Raw genomic sequence first — 17,639 nt, forward strand, 5'->3', positions numbered from 1 at the left:
CTTTTCGGCACCCCCGCCCGGCCGTGCCCCGGGGCGGCCGTCGAGCCGCCCCGGCCGGTTACTACTCCGCGATCTCGACCTGGATCTCGACCTCGACCGGGGCATCGACGGGCAGGACCGCCACACCGACCGCGGACCGGGCGTGCACGCCCTTGTCGCCGAGTACCGCGCCCAGCAGCTCGCTGGCGCCGTTCACGACGCCCGGCTGTCCGGTGAAGTCCGGCGCGGACGCGACGAACCCGACGACCTTGACGACGCGCTCGATCCTGTCCAGATCACCGATCACGGACTTCACCGCGGCCAGTGCGTTGAGCGCACAGGTGGCGGCCAGTTCCGCGGCAGCCTCCGGGGTGACCTCGGCGCCGACCTTGCCGGTGGCCGGCAGCGCGCCGTCCACCATGGGCAGCTGGCCGGAGGTGAAGACGTAACGGCCCGAGCGCACCGCGGGCTGGTACGTGGCCAGCGGGGGCACGACCTGCGGCAGCTTCAGGCCCAGCTCCGCGATCTTGTCCTCTACGGCGCTCACGCCTTCTCCCGCTTCAGGTAGGCCACCAGCTGGTCGGGGTTGTTCGGGCCCGGAACGACCTGGACGAGCTCCCAGCCGTCCTCGCCCCAGGTGTCCAGAATCTGCTTCGTCGCGTGTACGAGAAGCGGCACGGTCGCGTATTCCCACTTGGTCATGGGCCGAGCGTAATGCCTGCCCGCACCCGCCGCGGACGGCGCCCGCCCGCCCCCGCGGGGCAGGCCCCGGGCGACCCGTAGGGCACATCCCCGACGCAGACCAGGGGCCGTCCCGTGCGTAGCCCGCGCGCGGACTGGTTAGGCTCCTTGACGTGAGCAGGCTCCATGTCGTCAGCGGCAAGGGCGGCACCGGCAAGACCACGGTCGCCGCTGCCCTCGCCCTCGCCCTGGCCACCGAGGGACGCCGTACCCTCCTGGTCGAGGTCGAGGGCAGACAGGGCATTGCCCAGGTGTTCGAGACCGAAGCGCTCCCTTACGAGGAGCGCAAGATCGCCGTGGCACCGGGTCCGGACGGCGCGTCGGCCGCCGACTCCGCCAGGGGCGGTGTCGGAAGACGGGCGGGCGAGGTGCACGCGCTCGCCATCGACGCCGAGCGTGCCCTCCTGGACTACCTCCAGATGTTCTACAAACTCGGCAGCGCGGGCCGCGCCCTCAAGAAGCTCGGCGCGATCGACTTCGCCACCACCATCGCCCCGGGCCTGCGGGACGTCCTGCTGACCGGCAAGGCATGCGAAGCGGTGCGCCGCAAGGACAAGCACGGCGCGTACGTCTACGACGCCGTCGTGATGGACGCACCGCCCACCGGCCGCATCACCCGCTTCCTGAACGTCAACGACGAGGTCGCCGGCCTGGCGAAGATGGGCCCGATCCACAATCAGGCGCAGGCCGTGATGCGGGTGCTCAAGTCCCCCGAGACCGCGGTGCATCTGGTGACCCTCCTGGAGGAGATGCCGGTCCAGGAGACCGCGGACGGCATCGCCGAGCTGCGGGCCGCCGGCCTCCCTGTGGGCGGCATCGTCATCAACATGACCCGTCCCGCCGTGCTGGACACCGAAGACCTCGACATCGCCGCCCGCAGCGCCCGGACGGGCGTGGCCAAGGCGCTCTCCCAGGCAGGTCTGGGCGGCGCCCGCCGCGGCGGCCTGGCCGAGCGGCTGATCGACCCGCTCCTGGAACAGGCCCGCGAGCACGCGGAGCGGGTCGACCTGGAGCGCGCCCAGCACGCCGAGCTGACCGCGATCGGCCTGCCCACCTACGAGTTGGAGCTGCTCCCCGAGGGAGTGGACCTCGCCGGCCTCTACCGCCTGGCGAGGGACCTGCGGAAACAGGGGCCCATATGACCGCCGACAACTCGACGCTGGACGCCTCGGCCCCGTGGCTCGAGGTCGACGCGCTGATCGACGATCCGCGCACCCGCATCGTGGTGTGCTGCGGTTCCGGCGGCGTCGGCAAGACCACGACGGCCGCCGCCCTGGGCGTACGGGCGGCCGAGCGTGGCCGCAAGGCCGTCGTCCTGACCATCGACCCGGCCAGGCGGCTCGCGCAGTCGATGGGCATCTCCGAGCTGGACAACGTCCCCCGCCAGGTCAAGGGCGTCGACGACGCGGCAGGCGGCGAACTGCACGCGATGATGCTCGACATGAAGCGCACCTTCGACGAGATCGTCGAGGGGCACGCCGACGCGGAGCGGGCCCGCGCCATCCTGGAGAACCCCTTCTACCAGTCCCTGTCGGCCGGTTTCGCGGGCACGCAGGAGTACATGGCCATGGAGAAGCTCGGCCAGCTCCGCGCCCGCGACGAGTGGGATCTGATCATCGTCGACACCCCGCCCAGCCGCTCCGCGCTCGACTTCCTGGACGCACCCAAGCGCCTCGGGTCCTTCCTGGACGGCAAGTTCATCAGGGTGCTGATGGCGCCCGCGAAGGTCGGCGGCCGGGCCGGAATGAAGTTCCTCAATGTCGGTATGTCGATGATGACCGGCACGCTCAGCAAGCTGATGGGCGGCCAACTGCTGCGCGACGTGCAGACGTTCGTGGCCGCGATGGACACCATGTTCGGCGGCTTCCGCACCCGCGCGGACGCCACGTACCGGCTGCTCCAGGCGCCCGGCACGGCCTTCCTCGTGGTGGCCGCACCGGAGCGGGACGCGCTGCGCGAGGCGGCGTACTTCGTCGAACGGCTGGCAGCCGAGCAGATGCCGCTGGCCGGTCTCGTCCTGAACAGGGTGCACGGCAGCGGCGCTTCCCGGCTGAGCGCCGAGCGGGCGCTCGCCGCGGCGGAGACGCTGACCGACCAGGCGGCGGAGGAGGCCGAGACGGCGGCCGACGAGCGCGCCGCGGCCCAGGAAGCGGAAGCCGGTGCGGAAGCGGGCGCCACGCCGGGCCCCGATCCGGACCCTGCCACGGGCCCCGTCGCGGAAGCCGCCGAAAATCTTGAGCGGAACGGCATTATGGATCACGACGGCGGGAAGAATGGATCACGTACCGCCGACGGCCACTCCCCCACCGCCCCGGCGGCGCACCCAGCACCACCCACGGCTTCGGCGGCTCAACTCGCCGCCGGGCTGCTGCGGTTGCACGCGGAGCGCATGCAGGTCCTCGCGCGCGAACGACGGACGCGAGACCGTTTCACCGCATTGCACCCCGAAGTCCCCGTGACGGAGGTCGCCGCGCTGCCCGGCGACGTCCACGACCTAGCCGGCCTACGCGCGATCGGCGCACGCCTCGCCCTCGACCCCACCGACGGCGACATAGCCCCCGCGCAACCCTGACCATCCGCAGAACGCCCCGAACGTCACACGCGCTGTGCGGAAGGTCACCCCGCCCTGCGCCCGCACCGCCGCGCCCGCCCGGCTCCACGCATACGCCAACACGCCCCGGACACGCACCCGTCCGGACGTCCGAGACACGCCCCGGGCCCAGGTCCCGGCCCACGGGCATGCACCACTGCGCCGACGCGAACGACTGCATCCGGAGCGGCCAATTCCACTCCGTATCCACCGCGTTGGCGGCGCTCCGAGATCCCGCCGCCGACCGGCTAACCGGCCGCCGCGTACTCGTCGAAATCCTCGCCCTCGCAGCCCATGGGCAGAATCCCCGTGCTGCGCTCGTATTCCGTACGCGCCGTCTCCAGAAGGCGGCGCCACGACGTCACGGTCGGCCGGCGGCGCAGCAGCGCCCGGCGTTCACGCTCGGTCATTCCGCCCCACACGCCGAACTCCACGCGGTTGTCCAGCGCATCGGCCAAGCACTCCGTACGCACCGGACACCCGGTGCACACAGCCTTGGCGCGGTTCTGCGCCGCTCCTTGGACGAACAGTTCATCCGGATCGGTCGTGCGGCATGCTGCCTGTGCGTTCCAGTCGGTTACCCAGCTCATGCTGGCGCCGTCCTCTCCCGAATCGAGGCTCCCCCACGGCGGCAATCGGCATATTCACCGTTGCCAGTTGAGGACGTTACGGAAGGTGGGCAGGGCGCAACACCCCCTTCGGGCCCAATCTTGAATGGCCCGAACGGACTATGCGTATACGGCAGATCACCCAACGGAGTGAGCGGACGACATACGTCGCCTTTCTCGTAAGCCAGGACAGTTCACCGTGAGCAAACCGGAATTCCCGTGACACGAGCGGATGTTCAGGCCACGACCCACGCGCCGACCGAACGGGAGAGGAGAGGGGCGCGCCGGGGCGGAACGGTTCCGCTGTGGCAGATGGGAAACAGCGTAGGCGAACAGTTGCGCCCCTGTCCGGCGATTGAGAACGTAGGGTGCCCTCATGGGTAAGAAGCGCGACGGCGGGGGTCTGACCAAGACCCAGCAGGCCGCTAAGTTCCTGGGTGTCAGCGTGCTGGCGGGCGCCGTCCTGGCGGGTATCGCCCTTCCCGCCGCCGGAGCGATCGGCCTCGCGGCCAAGGGATCGGTCGAGGGATTCGACGACATCCCCTCGGACCTCAAGGCCCCGCCGCTCAGCCAGCGGACCATCATCCAGGACGCGAACGGCGGCGAGATCGCCAAGGTCTACAGCCGCGACCGCACGGTGGTCGACCTCAAGGACATGTCGCCGTACGTCCAGAAGGCGATCGTCGCCATCGAGGACGCGCGCTTCTACCAGCACGGCGCGATCGACATGAAGGGCATTCTGCGCGCGGTCAACAAGAACGCCCAGTCCGGCGGCGTCTCCGAGGGTGCGTCGACGCTGACCCAGCAGTACGTGAAGAACGTCTTCATCGAGGAGGCGGGCAACGACCCGGACAAGGTCGCCCAGGCCACTCAGCAGACGATCGGCCGCAAGGTCAAGGAACTCAAGTACGCGATCCAGGTGGAGGAGGAGCTCGGCAAGCGCAAGATCTTGCAGAACTACCTCAACATCACCTTCTTCGGGCAGCAGGCGTACGGCGTCGAGGCCGCCAGCCAGCGCTACTTCAGCAAGCACGCCAAGGACCTGAACCTCGAAGAGTCCGCGCTGCTGGCCGGCATCGTCCAGTCGCCGACCCGCTACGACCCGGTCAACGACCCCGCGGAGGCCACCCGGCGGCGGAACACCGTGCTGCAGCGGATGGCCGACCTGAAGGACGTCACCCAGGCAGAGGCCGACGCCGCCGCCAAGCGGCCGATCAAGCTGGCCGTCAGCCGTCCCAAGAACGGCTGCATCACCGCGGCGGACGGCGCGGGCTTCTTCTGCGACTACGTCCGCGAGGTCTTCCTCAACGACAAGACCTTCGGGAAGTCCCACAAGGACCGGCTCAAGCGCTGGAACGAAGGCGGCATGACGATCCGCACGACGCTCGACCCGCAGACCCAGCGGTCGGTCCAGGCGTCGATGAAGAAGCACGTCTACGACGACGACCCGGTCGCCAGCGCCGCGACCATCGTCGAGCCGGGCAGCGGCAAGATCCTCGGCATGGGCCAGTCCCGTCCCTACGGGTTCGGCAAGAACGAGACGGTGATGAACCTCTCCGTCAACCACGACATGGGCGGCGGGGCCGGCTACCAGCCCGGTTCGACGTTCAAGCCGGTGGTGGCCGCAGCCGCGCTGGACCAGGGCATCAGCCCGTACCAGGAGTACTCGTCGCCGTACCGGATGCAGTACCCGAGCCCGGTCCAGACCTGCAACGGCGAATGGCAGGGCAGCGACAAGACGCAGAACGAGAACAAGTCCGAAGTCGGCCCGTACGCCATGAAGGAGGCGACCGCGAAGTCGGTCAACACCTACTTCGTGCAGCTGATCAGCGACATGGGTGTCTGTCCCGCGGTCAAGATGGCGGAGAAGATGGGCATCCAGCGGGCGGACGGCAAGCAGCTCCAAGAGGTGCCGTCGATGACGCTCGGCGTCCAGGAGATGTCGCCGCTGACCATGGCCGGCGCCTACGCCGCCTTCGCCAACGGCGGGAACTACTGCACCCCGATCGCCATCGCGTCGATCACCGACCCCACGGGCAAGGCGCTGCCGGTCCCGAAGAGCGGCTGCCAGCGCGCGATGTCGGACAGGACCGCGAAGACGATCAACACCCTCCTCAAGGGCGTCGTCGAGGACGGCACCGGCAAGGAGGCCGGACTCGACGGCCGGGACAGCGCCGGCAAGACCGGCACCAGCGACAGCCGCTACGCCGCCTGGTTCGTCGGCTACACCCCGAACGCGGCGGGCGCGGTCTGGGTCGGCGACCCGATGCACAAGCGCAAGATGTTCAACATCAGCATCGGCGGCAACTACCACGCCAAGGTCTACGGCGCCGATACTCCAGGACCCATCTGGCGCGACGCGATGTCCGGTGCCCTGGCCAACAAGCCCGCGCCGGCCCTGCCGACCGTCTCGGTAGACGACCCCGACGAGGACAAGGGCCACGGCAACAACGACGGCAAGGGCAAGCCGAAGCACAAGCCGAAGCCGCCCCCCGGCGGCAACAAGCCCGGTGGCGGCTGGCACTTCCCCGACATACTGGGTGGCCACAACGGCGGCGCCTGGTGACGACGCCGCCGGCGTAACGGCACCGGCCCGGTCCGACACGGGCAGGTACGTACGCCGCGCACCGCCGTAACAATGCCAAAGGGGCGCCCTCCGCACGGAGGGCGCCCCTTTGCGTGGGGCAGGCTGGGCATACGGGGACGCGAGCCGAAAGCGGTCCGGCAGACCGGCCCGCCGGGCCGGCCGCGGTTCACCCGCGCCGGTTCACCCGCGCCGGTTCATCTCCGTCGGATCACCTGCGCCGGGCCGCCTGCCCCGGCCGCCACTCACTCCGCCAGCAGCTTCTTCACCACGGCCGCGACCCGGCCGCCGTCCGCCCGGCCCGCCACCTTCGGGTTCACGATCTTCATGACGGCGCCCATGGCGCGCGGCCCCTCGGCACCGGAGCCCACGGCCTCCGCCACCGCCGCGGCCACCAGGCTCTCCAGCTCGTCGTCGGACAGCGGCTTGGGCAGGTAGCCGGCGAGCACCTCGCCCTCGGCCCGCTCGCGCTCGGCGGACTCGGCGCGTCCGCCCTTGTCGAACGCCTCCGCCGCCTCGCGGCGCTTCTTCGCCTCCCGGGCGATGATCTTCTCGACCTCGCCGTCGGACAGTGCGCGTGCCTCGGTGCCCGCGACCTCTTCCTTCTGGATCGCGGTCAGCGTGAGCCGGAGGGTGGAGGAGCGCAGCTCATCGCGCGCCTTGATCGCGACGGTGAGGTCGTCCTGGAGCTTGGACTTGAGCGTGGTCATGCCGTCGAGTATGCCCGTACCCACCGACAACCACCGCGCCTTTTCCCTCCGAGATCCCTCCGGACACCGGGGAACTCCCCCGCCCGCCCCCGTCGTTCTTCCTCCGTACGCCTCCCGCCCGTCACTCTGCAACGATGGGAAGCATGCGCGCGCGATACGGAGTACCCCTGTCCCTGACCGCACTCGGCGCGGCCGGCCTGGCCTACGCCGCCGGCTTCGAGGTCCGCTCGTTCCGTCTGCGGCGCGTCACCGTGCCCGTACTGCCCCGCGGCATGCGGCCGTTGCGCGTCCTGCAGGTCTCCGACATCCACATGGTCAGCGGCCAGCGCAAGAAGCAGCGCTGGCTGCAGTCGCTCGCCGGGCTGCGCCCCGACTTCGTGATCAACACCGGGGACAACCTCTCCGACCCCGAGGGCGTCCCTGAGGCCCTGGACGCCCTCGGCCCGCTGATGGAGTTCCCCGGCGCCTACGTCTTCGGCTCCAACGACTACTACGGCCCCAAGCTGCGCAACCCGGCCCGCTACCTGACCGAGAAGGTGCAGGGCCGGCACGGCCTCAACGGCAACGCCCCCGCGGTCGGCGTCGTCCACAACCCGTGGGAGGACCTGCGCGACGCCTTCGACGCGGCCGGCTGGGTCGGCCTGTCCAACACCCGCGGGCGCCTCAAGCTGGAGGGCATCGAGATCGCCCTGACCGGCCTCGACGACCCGCACATCAAGCGGGACCGCTACGCCGAGGTGGCCGGCGGCCCGGAGTCGGGCGCCGATCTTTCCCTGGCCGTCGTCCATGCCCCGTACCTGCGCTCCCTGGACGCCTTCGCCGCCGACGGCTACCCGCTGATCCTGGCCGGCCACACCCACGGCGGCCAGCTCTGCATCCCCTTCTACGGGGCGCTGGTCACCAACTGCGACATCGACACCGGCCGCGTGAAGGGCCTCTCCACCCACACCGCGGGCGCTCATACCTCGTTCCTCCACGTCTCCGCAGGCTGCGGCACCAACCGCTACACCCCCGTCCGCTTCGCCTGCCCCCCCGAGGCCACCCTCCTCACTCTCACGCCCCGGGACTGACATCCGCACCACCCGCGTCATCCGCACCACTTCAGAGCGCCGGCCACCGCCCACCCCGGGCAGGCCGGCGCTCTCCGTTCCACGACGTCCGCCCACGCCCGCCCTCCCTCCGCCCGGCAAACAGGAGCCCTTCCCTCCCCCCTCCTCCCCTCCCCCGGAACCGGATTTCGCCTACGGGGATCAGTCCGCTAAAGTAGAGCTCGTTGCTTCGGGGTGTAGCGCAGCTTGGCAGCGCGCTTCGTTCGGGACGAAGAGGTCGTGGGTTCAAATCCCGCCACCCCGACTGAAGGAACAACAGGTCAGGGGCCTGATCCGCATTGCGGGTCAGGCCCCTGACGTATTTGGGGGGCCAAACAGGGGGCCAACCGCTTTGCTCAAGCCACTACATCGCCCTCCCCCGGTTCGCGCGCCGTGGCACCTTTGCGGTCGTCAGCGAAGATCACGTCCATCGCTTCAGCACCCTTGGTGATCACAGGACGTAGCTGCTTGCGGTAGACCACCTCGGTAGTGGTCTGGCTGCTGTGTCCGACCAACAGCGCGATGGTCTCCAGTGGAACGCCGTGATCGGAGAGCAACGACACGAAGCTGGTCCGCGTCTCCCGAGTCGTCCACTCGTACGGCTTCAGATCGATGCCCGGCATCTTGGCCGCCTTGGCGACGATGGCGCGGAAGTCGCGGCGGACGTTGGCCGCATCAAGCGGTTCGCCGCTTCGGGTCGTGAAGACGAGCCCGGTCGGGCTCCACTCCTTCCCCTTCGACGCACGCTCTTGCTTCTGCCATCGCATGTGCTCTTCGAGTACTTCGACCACCATCGTCGGCAGAGCGATAGTCCTGCGGCTCTTCCTGGTCTTGGTCTCGCCGTGCTTCCGGACCGAGCGCCACACCGCGACGTGCGGCGGGATGCCGTTCTTCGTTTCTAGGAAGACGTGATCCCAGGTGAGGGGCCGCGCCTCCTCCGTGCGTACACCGCCGAGGAACGAGAGCACGAGGTAGGCATACAGCCGCGACGGTCGGGCGGCGATGAGCACGGCCTTCGCCTGCTCAAGGTTCAACGCCTTGCTCGGGCGGCCGGGGCGTCCTTCTGGCGCGGTGACGAGGAGGGCGACGTTCCGTGCCGCCTTGTCCCTGCGCTGTGCATGCGCGATGGAGCGCCGCAGAATGGCGAGCAGGTCGCGAAGGCTGCGCGTCGCGAGGAATTCGGCCCGGTCGTCGAGCCAGTCATCAACGTCATCCGCGCTCAGATCCTTGAGCTTCGCCTTGCCGATGAACGGGATCAGGTGCTTGTTCGCCACCGAGCGGTTCTTGCCGATGGTGCCCTTCTCGTCGCGCCCCTTGAGCCCCCGCTCCAGCCAGTCGTTGACCGCGTCGGCCACGGTGTAGTTGGCCGGCGCTTTGACTCCCGTCTGCACCTCCTTCTTCAAGTCCCGGATCTTCTGTCGGACTTCCGTCTTCGTCTTGCCGTAGACCTTCGGTCGGCGACGCTTGCCGTTCGGGGCGTGCCCCAGGGACACGGCGCCCACGTAGCGGTTCTTCGCGGCGTCCCAGTAGATCGTGTCCTCTCCGTGGCCAGCTCTACGGGCGCGATTCGGTGCCTCAGCCATGCGGTTCTCCAACGGCAGGTCCGCGCCCCTGGGGACGCGGACCTGCCGAAATGTGTAGGGGTGGAAGTGGAGTTCAGGCGGCAGCTTCCGCCTCGCGCTTGAGGAGTTCGACGTACCGCTCGACGTAGTCAGCCGGGACCAGTCGGCGGCGGCCGATGCGGACGGTCTGGAGCCGTCCGAGTCGGATCTCTTCGTAGACCAGCGAGCGGCCAATCCCCAACGCCGCCGCGGCCTCTTCAGGTCGGTACAGAAATCGCTCGGCAGGAGCGGCGATCGTCATACTCATCGGGTCTCCGTGCAGGGTTGGTTGTGTCCGAAGCTTGGATTTCTGCGTCACCGCGTCATCTGCGTCATTCGGGTCTCTGACCTGCGGTTTTGGGTGACGCAGAGGTTTTGGGGTGCGTCACCTGGTGACGCAGGCTTCGTCACCTGGTGACGCAGATGACGCAGGATGACGCAGCCGGAGCCGTCCTGCGTCACCGCTGTAGTGGCAGGTCAGGTGCCGTTTTTCACCCTTGGGTGACGCAGGTGACGCAGCGTTCCCCTACTTAGGAAAAAAGAGGGGGTGTCTGTTGTAGTGCGGTGCCTGTTACAGCGTGAAGAAGGAGCCGCTTCGCGGCGCGACCATCAGGCGGCGCGTGGCGCCGAACAGCAAGAGGAGCACCCGGTGCGTGGCGGGCGGTGCTCTTCTTGCTTGTCCGGGCGGCGGTCAGAGCATCGGCTCTTGCTCGTGTGGCGGCGGGGCCGGTCGCCGGGTCATCTCGATGTAGCGTCCCTCCCTGGTGCGGCCCCAGTCGATCAGGACGCCCCGGGCGGCGAGGGTGGGCTGAAGGCGCTTGAGGCGGTCTGAGAGGACCTTTCCGGTGGCGGGCCACCCCTTTGGCAGGGGACGGCAGTCGTCGCCGCTGTAGAGGCCGGTGAGGCAGTGCAGCCATTCGGACGACGTCATCTGTACCGCGTCGCCCGGAGTGAGGCCAGCGGCGTGGTTGAGGACGGTCTGCGCGAGGAGGTCGCCTTCGATGACGTCGTCGGTGAGGTCGTCGAGGCTCGCCCGGTAGGCGGCGAGTGCGCCGAAGCCGGTGGCGGTGTCGAGCTGCGCGCACAGGCGCGCGAAGTCCGCCATGCGCAGGTCGGTGGGCGTCTCGGCTTCAGCGGCACGGACCTGGACGGTGAGGTCGAGGAGCGAGCCGAGGATGACCGGCAGGGCTGGTTCGAACTCGGCCCACAGTTCCGCTTCGGTCTTCCGGACGCGGGGGCGCTCCAGGCGGAGGGGTAGGAGGCGTTCGGCGAGGTCGGGGCGGATGACGCCGACGTCGATGCCGGTCAGGAGGAGGGGGCGGCGGTAGCGGGAGCGGACGACGTCGCCGTCGGTGAACAGTGCGCGCTTGACGTCTTCGGCGCCGGTGACGATGCAGCACATGGCGTCGGACAGGTCCGGACCCAAGTGGGAGAGGTTGTCGAGGGCGGTGACCCATCCGGCGGCGACGGCCGTGATCAGGTCTTCTTCCCCTTTCGGGGCCCGGCGCAGGTCCCCGCTCATGCCTTCGATGATGCGGGTGAGCATGCGGCCCGCGGTGGACTTGCCGGCGCCCTGGGGGCCGGTGAGGAAGGGGGCGGGGACGGGTACGGACGGTTCGAGGCAGCCGACGAGCCAGGCGAGGGCCAGGCATTCGGTTTGGGCGGTGGCGAAGTTCGTTAGGCGCATCAGCAGGTCGATGCCCTTGCCGTTGGTGTCCCGTGCCGGGAGGGGGAGTTCGCCGGTGAGTTGGGTGCGGCGCCAGCAGACCTCGCGGGGGTCGGGGGTGTGGATGTCCCATCCGGTGGGGTGGATGCGGATGGACTGGCCGTCGTCGCGGCCCAGGTCGAGCCAGGTGGCGCCGTCGAAGCCGGGGGCGACGCGGATGTGGGTGGGCTGTACGTCCTGGCTCAGTGCGAGTGCTTCGATCAAGTCCAACGCCTCCTTGAGGGCAGTTCCGTTGAACACGCCGACCCCGTCGCGGTAGAGGCCGACCATGAGTTCCTGGCGGTGGCTGCCGGTCGTGCCCTGGGAGCGGATGGGCCGGGCGACGGGGTGGCCGTTCCGTTGTGCGTAGACGGTGCCGTCAACGGTGCGGAAGTAGCGGAAGTGAGATTGCGCGTAGTCGGTGATGACCTGGCGGGCCGGGGTCTTCTCGTCCTCGGACATGGCTCACATCCCCAAGGCGGTGCGGGCGTTGGCCCACGCGTCCGTGCAGTGCCGGAGCGACTCGCCCCGGGCGTGCGCGGCGGTGAACAGACGCTGCACGTGGGCGTCCGTGAGGCAGCCGCACCGGCCATGGGTGGACAGCACGGCGAGGAAGGCGCCGTAGACCGTGGCGTGGATACCGCTGGTGGCGTCGGTGATGCGCTGCTCCGCCATGGCGATGCCACGCTCCAGGTAGGCGGGCGTGCGGTGCGGGCACTCCCTGCCTTCGGCCTGCGCGGGGACAGTGAGGCCCGGCAGCACCGGCCGGGCCGTGGAGGGTTTCTTCACGACCAGAGCGCGGACGGCGTCCGGGAGTTCCGTGATGCGGCCGGTGCCGGGGCCGAGCCACCGGGCATAGCTCATGCGGGACTTGATGTCGACGCCGGGCCGTACGCCGTGTGAGGAGGGCATCGTGCCCGCGTAGATCCAGTGCTGTCCGCGTGTGGTGGGCACGGTGCGGGTGGGCGGGAGGTGGGCGTGTGCCCAGGCGACGGCGTCGGCGTGGTCGAGGTCGACGACGGTGAGGCGGACGCCGGCGGGGTGGTAGGCGACGGCGGCGGCCTGCCTCCACGTGGCCGTCCAGGCCGGGGAGGTGAGCGTGGCGGGGTTCGTGGTTGCTGCGGCCCAGGCGTGGCAGGGACGTGGGCATGTGCAGGGCCCGGCCTGCTTCATGTTCGGTCGGCCGCCGCATGCGTTCTTGGCGCAGGCGGGGCAGTTCCCGAACGGGGCTTTGCCCACGCGTAGCGGCAGCACGGGCACGCCGCGCCGGGCGAGGTCGAGTGCGACGGCGAGGAGGCCGGATGCTCGCGGAATGGGGGCAGATTGGGTCATGCTGGAGACCTCCATAGGTCTGTAGGGACTGGTGGAGGAGGGCGGCCCCAGGCTTTGGCGAGACGGGGGCCGCCCTCGTTGTGCGTGGTCAGTCGGTGCAGGTGCAGTCGGGGCGTTCGCTGGAGCCGTCGGCGCCGCACCCGCAGCAGTGCGGGTAGTAGGGCGCGGAGCCGTCCCGCGGCTCGCACAGCTCGCAGTCGATGAAGTCGTCGTCCTCGTGCACAGGTCTCCTTGGTGGTGAGCGGGCGCGGGCCCGCCGGGTTGGGACTGCTTGGTGGCGGCACGATCGGGCGCGCGACCGTGACGAGTACTCTGCGTAACCGTCAGGGGAAGTGAAAGAGGAGGGTCCTCAGGGCCTGAAAACCGGGCTTGTGAGGCCGTGGTGGCGGGCGCCTCCATCAGGTCCATCAGGTCCATCAAGGCGGCATTTCCGCAGATGGGGACTGATGGAGGCGGGTGGTGGACCCTCTGATGGAGTTCTCCATCAGATTCCGGTGCCTCCACCACTCGCCTCCACCAGTCGGCGACTACCCTGCGTTGCTGTCGATGGCGTCTTCGCGTGCCTCGATGGCTGCCTCGACCTGGGCGCGGGAGACGCACACCACGCCGGTCTTGCCGTTGTCGGCCCGTGTCGCCTTCGGTTCGGCGCCTGCTTCGCGCAGCACTCGTGTGAGGTCGTGCAGTTCCCAACTGCCGTACGCATTCGGGTTCTTGCTGATGAGCCGCCGCAGGACCTCTTGGGTCTGGATGCGCTTCCCGTCGCCCATGGCTTCGAGGACGTTGGCCAGGTGGTCGACGTCCTCTGCGGGGTCCGCGGCGGTCTGCGTCTCGGCGCCGGAGCGGAGAGCCTTCGCCCGCTCGGCGAGTTCCTTGGCGGCGTCGCCGTCGATGAAGTGGGTGCGGACCGTCGCCGAGGGCTGGCCGGGGGCGAGTTTGATTCCGTCGCCGGCCACGACGAGGGTGCCCTTGTCGAGGCCCTGGCGCAGTTTGTGCGGGGCCGCGCCGGCGTCGACCGCCGAGTCGCCCACGGCCATGCGGGCTTGCGACTCGGTGCCCAGGACCAGGGACGCGCGGATGTGGTTGCCTTCCCGGGAGCGCTTGGGGAGGTTTTCGTTCGTCGGGTCCTGGGTGCCCTCCCAGATGGTGACGTTCACCGCGCGCCCCTGGTCGTGGACTTTCTTCACGGCCTGGAAGTAACGGGAGTCCGCCTTCGAGCCGCCGTAGGGCGCCCCCTTGCGGACCGCGCCCTTGTCGGTGACGTGGGTCTCCACGGCGGCGGAGCCGTAGGCGACCTGCGCTTCGTCGACGATGAGGACGAGAGGGTGGAACCGCCCGTCGGCCAGGATCTTGTCCTGGCTCCAGCCCTTGGCGGAGAGCACCCGCATCAGGTCGATGCGGCGCCCCATCTCCTCCACGCCTTCCTCGACCATGTGGGTTGCCTGCATGACGTGCTCGTCGGTCGGGCCCTGGATGAGGATCGTGGCGAGCCCGTCGAACATCTGCCAGTCGCCGACGCCCTTGAGGTCGGCGAGACGGAACTCCACTCGCTCATCGAGCGCGAGCCACAGCGCCAGGGCCCGGAGGCTGGCGGTCTTGCCCTGGTTGGACAGGCCAGTGATGAGCATGTGGCGCTGGAACAGTGAGATCAGCACCGTCTCGCCCCGCAGATCCTGGCCCCACGGCGCCCGCCCCGAGGAGTAGTCAGCCGTCATGTCGGGGTCGACGACCAGCGGGGAGGGGCCGATCGGCACATCCAGCGCGCCACTGTCGGCGATCCACATACGCACCGTGCGGGGCGTCGGGGGGACCGTCATGTGCAGCTCGTGCTCATGACGGTTGAGGTTCTCGGCGAGCTTGCGGCGCTTGCCCAGGATCTCTTCCGTGGAGACCCCGGACGGCAAGGTGACGTCGGCCTCGACGCCGCAGCCCGCCAACGTGATCGGCCCGAGCATCCCGGCGGCCCCGTCCGCCATCTCCTTGATGCCCTTCTTCAGGGCGGGGATGCCGAGGTCGGACAGGGCCTTGACCACGATCGACGGGGTGATCGGGATGTCGTCTGCCGTGCTGGAGGCGGGCCGGGCCCAGGCGGGAGCCGTCTCGTGCTTGTGGCCCGCGCGCCACAGATGGGCGAGTCCGGCCACGAGCGCCAGGCCCAGGGCCGGGCCCCACGCGATCCCCACGAACCAGCACAGGGCCCGTACCGCGTCGATCGCGGCCAGCGTCGGCGCCACCACGTCGTACAGCTCACGGTCGTGAATCGCCATGCAGGCCCCGACCAGCAGGAGGACGCCTTCGGCTGCGGCCGTGCCGATCGCGGCGGATTTGGCCATCGTCGGCACCTTGTGGACCAGCTCGATCCGCCGGGCGTGGCGCTCCCGGCGGAACCGGTCGGCACGGTCCTGCCATTCGGCTGCCGCTTCGTGGTCTCCGGCGGCCAGGGCCATGGCCCGCATCCGGTGGTGCACGGCGACGGTTCGTCCCTCCCAGCCCCGCTTGGCGACGACCCCGGTGCCGCCGACGAAATAGCCCCCGTGCCGCACGACCAGCCCGAGAGCGGTGCGGGTCCGGTCGTGCGTGGCCAGTGCGCGCACCCGGCGGACGACCCGGCGACGACCGGAGGAGGCTCGCGCGGCGTCAACGGCGGGCGGCTGCTTCGGAATGGTCTCGGCGCCCGGGGCGGGGGCGGTGTCCTTGTCCAGGGAGACCGTCGGGGCCGCGGTGCGGGTGGCGCGGTGTTCGTCGAGATTGTGGACGGTTCCCATCGGCTCTGCCGCGGGTTCAGTCATGATGGAAGCTCCTGCTCTCTGCACGGGGGCGGGGCCCGGGGGCGGCCGTTGCTGCCAGGCGATCCGGCCGCCCCTGGGGCGTTACTTGGCGTTCTTCTCGTCGCGTTCGCGGGCGCCGTCGAGGATCTGGTCCACGCGGCGCTCAAGGTCGCTCTGGTCGACGTGGTCCCCGGCCAAGCCGCGCTTGCACATGCGGCCGACCAAGACGGTGAGCTTGGCCTTTTCGGCGGCGGTGAGCTTGGGGTCCTGCTGGCTCATGTGGTCCTCTCCCGGGCCGGGCTGTCCGGTCCCACCGCACCCCCACGGACGAGCCGCGGGGGACGGAGGGACCGTCATCAGCCCTTGCGCCGCAGGGCTTTGGCCACGGCCTTGCCGTCCGGGCCGCCGATCGAGCGCACGACGGTGACCACGCCCCACGCCACGACGACCACGACGAAGGCGACGACGGCGAGAGAGATGGCCATCGAGGAGAGGGCGGCCACCAGCAGCGGCCCGAAGTACACGCCCGCGGCCACCACACCGCCGCCCATGCCGGCGCCGAGCGCGACGCGCTGCACGGTGCGGTCCGGCGGGGCCTGGTGGATGTGCTGGACGACCACGGGCGGCTGCTCGTAGTCGACGGGGACCGCAATCGGCTCGGGCCGGTGGACGGGGTGATGCGACGCTCTCGGGGCAGGCAAGGGGTTGTCGAATTCGTAGCGGGGCACGGTGCTCCCTCCAGGTCGGTGACCGGCTGCTCCGGTCCTGTACGCCGCCCCGGCCTGTGTGGCCGGGGCAGCATGCGGGGCCGTCAGGTGGTCACCACCAGCTGGACGACTTCTTGGCCGGCTGGTCGGGCGCGGGCGGGTCGGCGGGTGCCAGCTCGCTGGCGCGGAAGCTCGGGAAGCCGCACAGAGCGTCCGTGGAGGCGCTGTTGATGCCCTCCAGCGCGATCCACTCGATGCTGGAGGGGTCGGGGTCGACGATCGTGCCGACCTTGCCGACGGCCGCGGGGTAGTCGCGGCTGGAGATGACGCGGACGGTGTCGCCGTGTCGGAAAGCCATGTCTGTCGGTCCTTTCTCAGGCGGCGAGGGCGGGTGCCTCGGCGCAGGGCAGGCAGGTGCCGAGCGAGGTGGGGATGGTGTAGCCGCGGTCGCACCGGCAGGTGGGGCAGGTGCGGCGGGCGGCGAGCGCCCGGTCGAGGGCGGTCTGTCGGGCTGGTGTCATCGGCCGTACGGGGCGGGCGAGTTCGAGGCGGTAGAGGTAGGCGGCGCGGATGCCGGGGCGGGGCCGGCGGGAGCGCCACAGGATCTGCGCGGCGACCGGCTGCCCGCCGGGCCGAAGCCCGGCGGCGCGGAGCTGTCGGCGGGTGGCCAGGCCGTACGGGGCCAGGTGCCAGGGGTAGGTGGGGATGCCGTAGCGGGCTCCGGTCGGATCCCAGTAGCGGGGGCCGGCCATCAGGCGCGGGCGGTGAAGCACAGGGTGCAGGTCGTGGGCAGGCCGTTGGGGCCGGTCAGGCAGGTGGCGAGGTCGAGGTCAGACCACAGCGGGTTCGACAGGCGGACGCCGCAGTCGGTGCAGGGCTGGAGGAGCCAGAGGTCGCCCGGCACGGTGCCGAGACCGTCGCCGGGGGTGGCGTAGCGCAGGTAGACGCCGGCGCCGAGGTGGGCCACGGCGGTCGGGCCGTCGCCGCGGTGGCGGGGGTAGCCGCGCCACATCTCCTCGGTGACGACGCGGGCGAGGGTGTCGGGGGTGAGCCACTGGAGCGTCTCGTGCGCGGCCGTCTCGGCGGCGGCGCGTTCGGCGGCCTCCTCCTCGCGCCGCCACTGCTCGATCTCGGCGGCTTCGGCGGCCTGGCGGCGGCGGAAGTTGGCGACCTGGTCGGTCGCCAGGGTGGTCAGGGCAGCGAGCACGGAGGGGTGGTTGCTGGTCATC

General features: G+C 70.2%; 19 protein-coding genes and 1 tRNA gene. 5 read left to right on the forward strand and 15 right to left on the reverse strand.

The features are described 5' to 3' along the window. Positions 1-61: 61 nt before the first annotated feature. Together ACGFNI_RS24010 and ACGFNI_RS24015 are read right to left on the reverse strand one after the other, a co-directional pair. The gene (locus tag ACGFNI_RS24010; RefSeq protein WP_393686676.1) at positions 62-526 is read right to left on the reverse strand and encodes a RidA family protein; all 465 of its coding nucleotides are present in this window, start codon (positions 524-526) and stop codon (positions 62-64) included. Beyond that, a complete protein-coding gene (locus ACGFNI_RS24015) occupies positions 523-681 on the reverse strand; it encodes a DUF4177 domain-containing protein (RefSeq protein ID WP_107050307.1) in 159 nt (52 codons plus the stop codon). Before ACGFNI_RS24015 ends, ACGFNI_RS24010 begins: the two co-directional genes overlap by 4 nt. Before the next feature lie 152 nt (positions 682-833). Between ACGFNI_RS24015 and ACGFNI_RS24020 the strand changes: the two genes are divergently transcribed. Together ACGFNI_RS24020 and ACGFNI_RS24025 are read left to right on the forward strand one after the other, a co-directional pair. Next, the gene (locus tag ACGFNI_RS24020) at positions 834-1,862 is read left to right on the forward strand and encodes an ArsA family ATPase (protein WP_393686677.1); all 1,029 of its coding nucleotides are present in this window, start codon (positions 834-836) and stop codon (positions 1,860-1,862) included. Then, the gene (locus tag ACGFNI_RS24025) at positions 1,859-3,292 is read left to right on the forward strand and encodes an ArsA family ATPase (RefSeq protein WP_393686678.1); all 1,434 of its coding nucleotides are present in this window, start codon (positions 1,859-1,861) and stop codon (positions 3,290-3,292) included. Before ACGFNI_RS24020 ends, ACGFNI_RS24025 begins: the two co-directional genes overlap by 4 nt. A 266-nt stretch (positions 3,293-3,558) precedes the next feature. Here the strand turns inward: ACGFNI_RS24025 and ACGFNI_RS24030 are convergent, their stop codons facing one another. After that, a complete protein-coding gene (locus ACGFNI_RS24030) occupies positions 3,559-3,900 on the reverse strand; it encodes a WhiB family transcriptional regulator (protein ID WP_393686679.1) in 342 nt (113 codons plus the stop codon). A gap of 394 nt (positions 3,901-4,294) precedes the next feature. Here ACGFNI_RS24030 and ACGFNI_RS24035 point away from each other — a divergent pair, with 394 nt between their 5' ends. Further along, positions 4,295-6,484, forward strand: a complete 2,190-nt coding sequence (locus ACGFNI_RS24035) for a transglycosylase domain-containing protein (RefSeq protein ID WP_393686680.1) — start codon at positions 4,295-4,297, stop codon at positions 6,482-6,484. Positions 6,485-6,747: 263 nt separating this feature from the next. Here the strand turns inward: ACGFNI_RS24035 and ACGFNI_RS24040 are convergent, their stop codons facing one another. Then, complete coding sequence (locus tag ACGFNI_RS24040) at positions 6,748-7,212, reverse strand: GatB/YqeY domain-containing protein (RefSeq protein ID WP_393686681.1); 465 nt, start codon at positions 7,210-7,212, stop codon at positions 6,748-6,750. A 143-nt stretch (positions 7,213-7,355) separates the two neighbouring features. On the opposite strand from ACGFNI_RS24040, the gene ACGFNI_RS24045 reads away from it, so the two are divergent. Together ACGFNI_RS24045 and ACGFNI_RS24050 are read left to right on the forward strand one after the other, a co-directional pair. Next, entirely contained in the window at positions 7,356-8,282 is a 927-nt protein-coding gene (locus ACGFNI_RS24045) for a metallophosphoesterase (RefSeq protein WP_393686682.1), read from the forward strand. Between the two features lie 209 nt (positions 8,283-8,491). Further along, positions 8,492-8,565 (forward strand) — tRNA-Pro (locus ACGFNI_RS24050). A gap of 91 nt (positions 8,566-8,656) precedes the next feature. Here the strand turns inward: ACGFNI_RS24050 and xerC are convergent. The 11 genes from xerC to ACGFNI_RS24105 all read right to left on the reverse strand — a co-directional run bounded on the left by xerC (position 8,657) and on the right by ACGFNI_RS24105 (position 17,638). Next, positions 8,657-9,883 carry a tyrosine recombinase XerC gene (xerC, locus tag ACGFNI_RS24055; protein WP_393686683.1) on the reverse strand — a complete coding sequence of 409 codons (1,227 nt, stop codon included), beginning with the start codon at positions 9,881-9,883 and terminating at the stop codon, positions 8,657-8,659. Positions 9,884-9,956: 73 nt separating this feature from the next. After that, on the reverse strand, positions 9,957-10,169 hold the full coding sequence (locus tag ACGFNI_RS24060) for a helix-turn-helix domain-containing protein (protein ID WP_393686684.1): 213 nt from the start codon (positions 10,167-10,169) through the stop codon (positions 9,957-9,959). Between the two features lie 423 nt (positions 10,170-10,592). Further along, positions 10,593-12,068 (reverse strand): ATP-binding protein, encoded by a 1,476-nt coding sequence (locus ACGFNI_RS24065; RefSeq protein WP_393686685.1) that lies wholly within the window; start codon positions 12,066-12,068, stop codon positions 10,593-10,595. Between the two features lie 3 nt (positions 12,069-12,071). Then, positions 12,072-12,938 (reverse strand): bifunctional DNA primase/polymerase, encoded by an 867-nt coding sequence (locus ACGFNI_RS24070; protein ID WP_393686686.1) that lies wholly within the window; start codon positions 12,936-12,938, stop codon positions 12,072-12,074. Between the two features lie 88 nt (positions 12,939-13,026). Further along, positions 13,027-13,161, reverse strand: a complete 135-nt coding sequence (locus ACGFNI_RS24075) for a hypothetical protein (RefSeq protein WP_393686687.1) — start codon at positions 13,159-13,161, stop codon at positions 13,027-13,029. Between the two features lie 304 nt (positions 13,162-13,465). After that, positions 13,466-15,724, reverse strand: a complete 2,259-nt coding sequence (locus ACGFNI_RS24080; RefSeq protein ID WP_393686688.1) for an FtsK/SpoIIIE domain-containing protein — start codon at positions 15,722-15,724, stop codon at positions 13,466-13,468. A gap of 81 nt (positions 15,725-15,805) precedes the next feature. After that, positions 15,806-15,982, reverse strand: coding sequence for a DUF6257 family protein (locus ACGFNI_RS24085; protein WP_393686689.1), 177 nt, complete (start codon positions 15,980-15,982; stop codon positions 15,806-15,808). A gap of 77 nt (positions 15,983-16,059) precedes the next feature. Then, a complete protein-coding gene (locus ACGFNI_RS24090) occupies positions 16,060-16,431 on the reverse strand; it encodes a DUF6251 family protein (protein WP_393686690.1) in 372 nt (123 codons plus the stop codon). A gap of 91 nt (positions 16,432-16,522) precedes the next feature. Beyond that, the gene (locus ACGFNI_RS24095) at positions 16,523-16,768 is read right to left on the reverse strand and encodes a hypothetical protein (RefSeq protein ID WP_393686691.1); all 246 of its coding nucleotides are present in this window, start codon (positions 16,766-16,768) and stop codon (positions 16,523-16,525) included. Positions 16,769-16,784: 16 nt separating this feature from the next. Next, the gene (locus tag ACGFNI_RS24100) at positions 16,785-17,162 is read right to left on the reverse strand and encodes an RRQRL motif-containing zinc-binding protein (protein ID WP_393686692.1); all 378 of its coding nucleotides are present in this window, start codon (positions 17,160-17,162) and stop codon (positions 16,785-16,787) included. Further along, positions 17,162-17,638, reverse strand: coding sequence for a hypothetical protein (locus ACGFNI_RS24105; RefSeq protein ID WP_393686693.1), 477 nt, complete (start codon positions 17,636-17,638; stop codon positions 17,162-17,164). The genes ACGFNI_RS24100 and ACGFNI_RS24105 overlap by 1 nt, the downstream gene beginning before the upstream one ends. Position 17,639 lies beyond the last annotated feature (1 nt).

The organism is Streptomyces sp. NPDC048644, from assembly GCF_043199105.1.
GTDB lineage: Bacteria > Actinomycetota > Actinomycetes > Streptomycetales > Streptomycetaceae > Streptomyces.

What these genes read in the sequence shown, in the direction of transcription:
- ACGFNI_RS24065 (WP_393686685.1), bottom strand. Translation starts at nt 12,068, where the DNA reads ATGTCCGAGGACGAGAAGACCCCGGCCCGCCAGGTCATCACCGACTAC.
- xerC (WP_393686683.1), bottom strand. Translation starts at nt 9,883, where the DNA reads ATGGCTGAGGCACCGAATCGCGCCCGTAGAGCTGGCCACGGAGAGGAC.
- ACGFNI_RS24060 (WP_393686684.1), bottom strand. Translation starts at nt 10,169, where the DNA reads ATGAGTATGACGATCGCCGCTCCTGCCGAGCGATTTCTGTACCGACCT.
- ACGFNI_RS24070 (WP_393686686.1), bottom strand. Translation starts at nt 12,938, where the DNA reads ATGACCCAATCTGCCCCCATTCCGCGAGCATCCGGCCTCCTCGCCGTC.
- ACGFNI_RS24015 (WP_107050307.1), bottom strand. Translation starts at nt 681, where the DNA reads ATGACCAAGTGGGAATACGCGACCGTGCCGCTTCTCGTACACGCGACG.
- ACGFNI_RS24100 (WP_393686692.1), bottom strand. Translation starts at nt 17,162, where the DNA reads ATGGCCGGCCCCCGCTACTGGGATCCGACCGGAGCCCGCTACGGCATC.
- ACGFNI_RS24025 (WP_393686678.1), top strand. Translation starts at nt 1,859, where the DNA reads ATGACCGCCGACAACTCGACGCTGGACGCCTCGGCCCCGTGGCTCGAG.
- ACGFNI_RS24040 (WP_393686681.1), bottom strand. Translation starts at nt 7,212, where the DNA reads ATGACCACGCTCAAGTCCAAGCTCCAGGACGACCTCACCGTCGCGATC.
- ACGFNI_RS24085 (WP_393686689.1), bottom strand. Translation starts at nt 15,982, where the DNA reads ATGAGCCAGCAGGACCCCAAGCTCACCGCCGCCGAAAAGGCCAAGCTC.
- ACGFNI_RS24035 (WP_393686680.1), top strand. Translation starts at nt 4,295, where the DNA reads ATGGGTAAGAAGCGCGACGGCGGGGGTCTGACCAAGACCCAGCAGGCC.
- ACGFNI_RS24095 (WP_393686691.1), bottom strand. Translation starts at nt 16,768, where the DNA reads ATGGCTTTCCGACACGGCGACACCGTCCGCGTCATCTCCAGCCGCGAC.
- ACGFNI_RS24045 (WP_393686682.1), top strand. Translation starts at nt 7,356, where the DNA reads ATGCGCGCGCGATACGGAGTACCCCTGTCCCTGACCGCACTCGGCGCG.
- ACGFNI_RS24030 (WP_393686679.1), bottom strand. Translation starts at nt 3,900, where the DNA reads ATGAGCTGGGTAACCGACTGGAACGCACAGGCAGCATGCCGCACGACC.
- ACGFNI_RS24105 (WP_393686693.1), bottom strand. Translation starts at nt 17,638, where the DNA reads ATGACCAGCAACCACCCCTCCGTGCTCGCTGCCCTGACCACCCTGGCG.
- ACGFNI_RS24080 (WP_393686688.1), bottom strand. Translation starts at nt 15,724, where the DNA reads ATGACTGAACCCGCGGCAGAGCCGATGGGAACCGTCCACAATCTCGAC.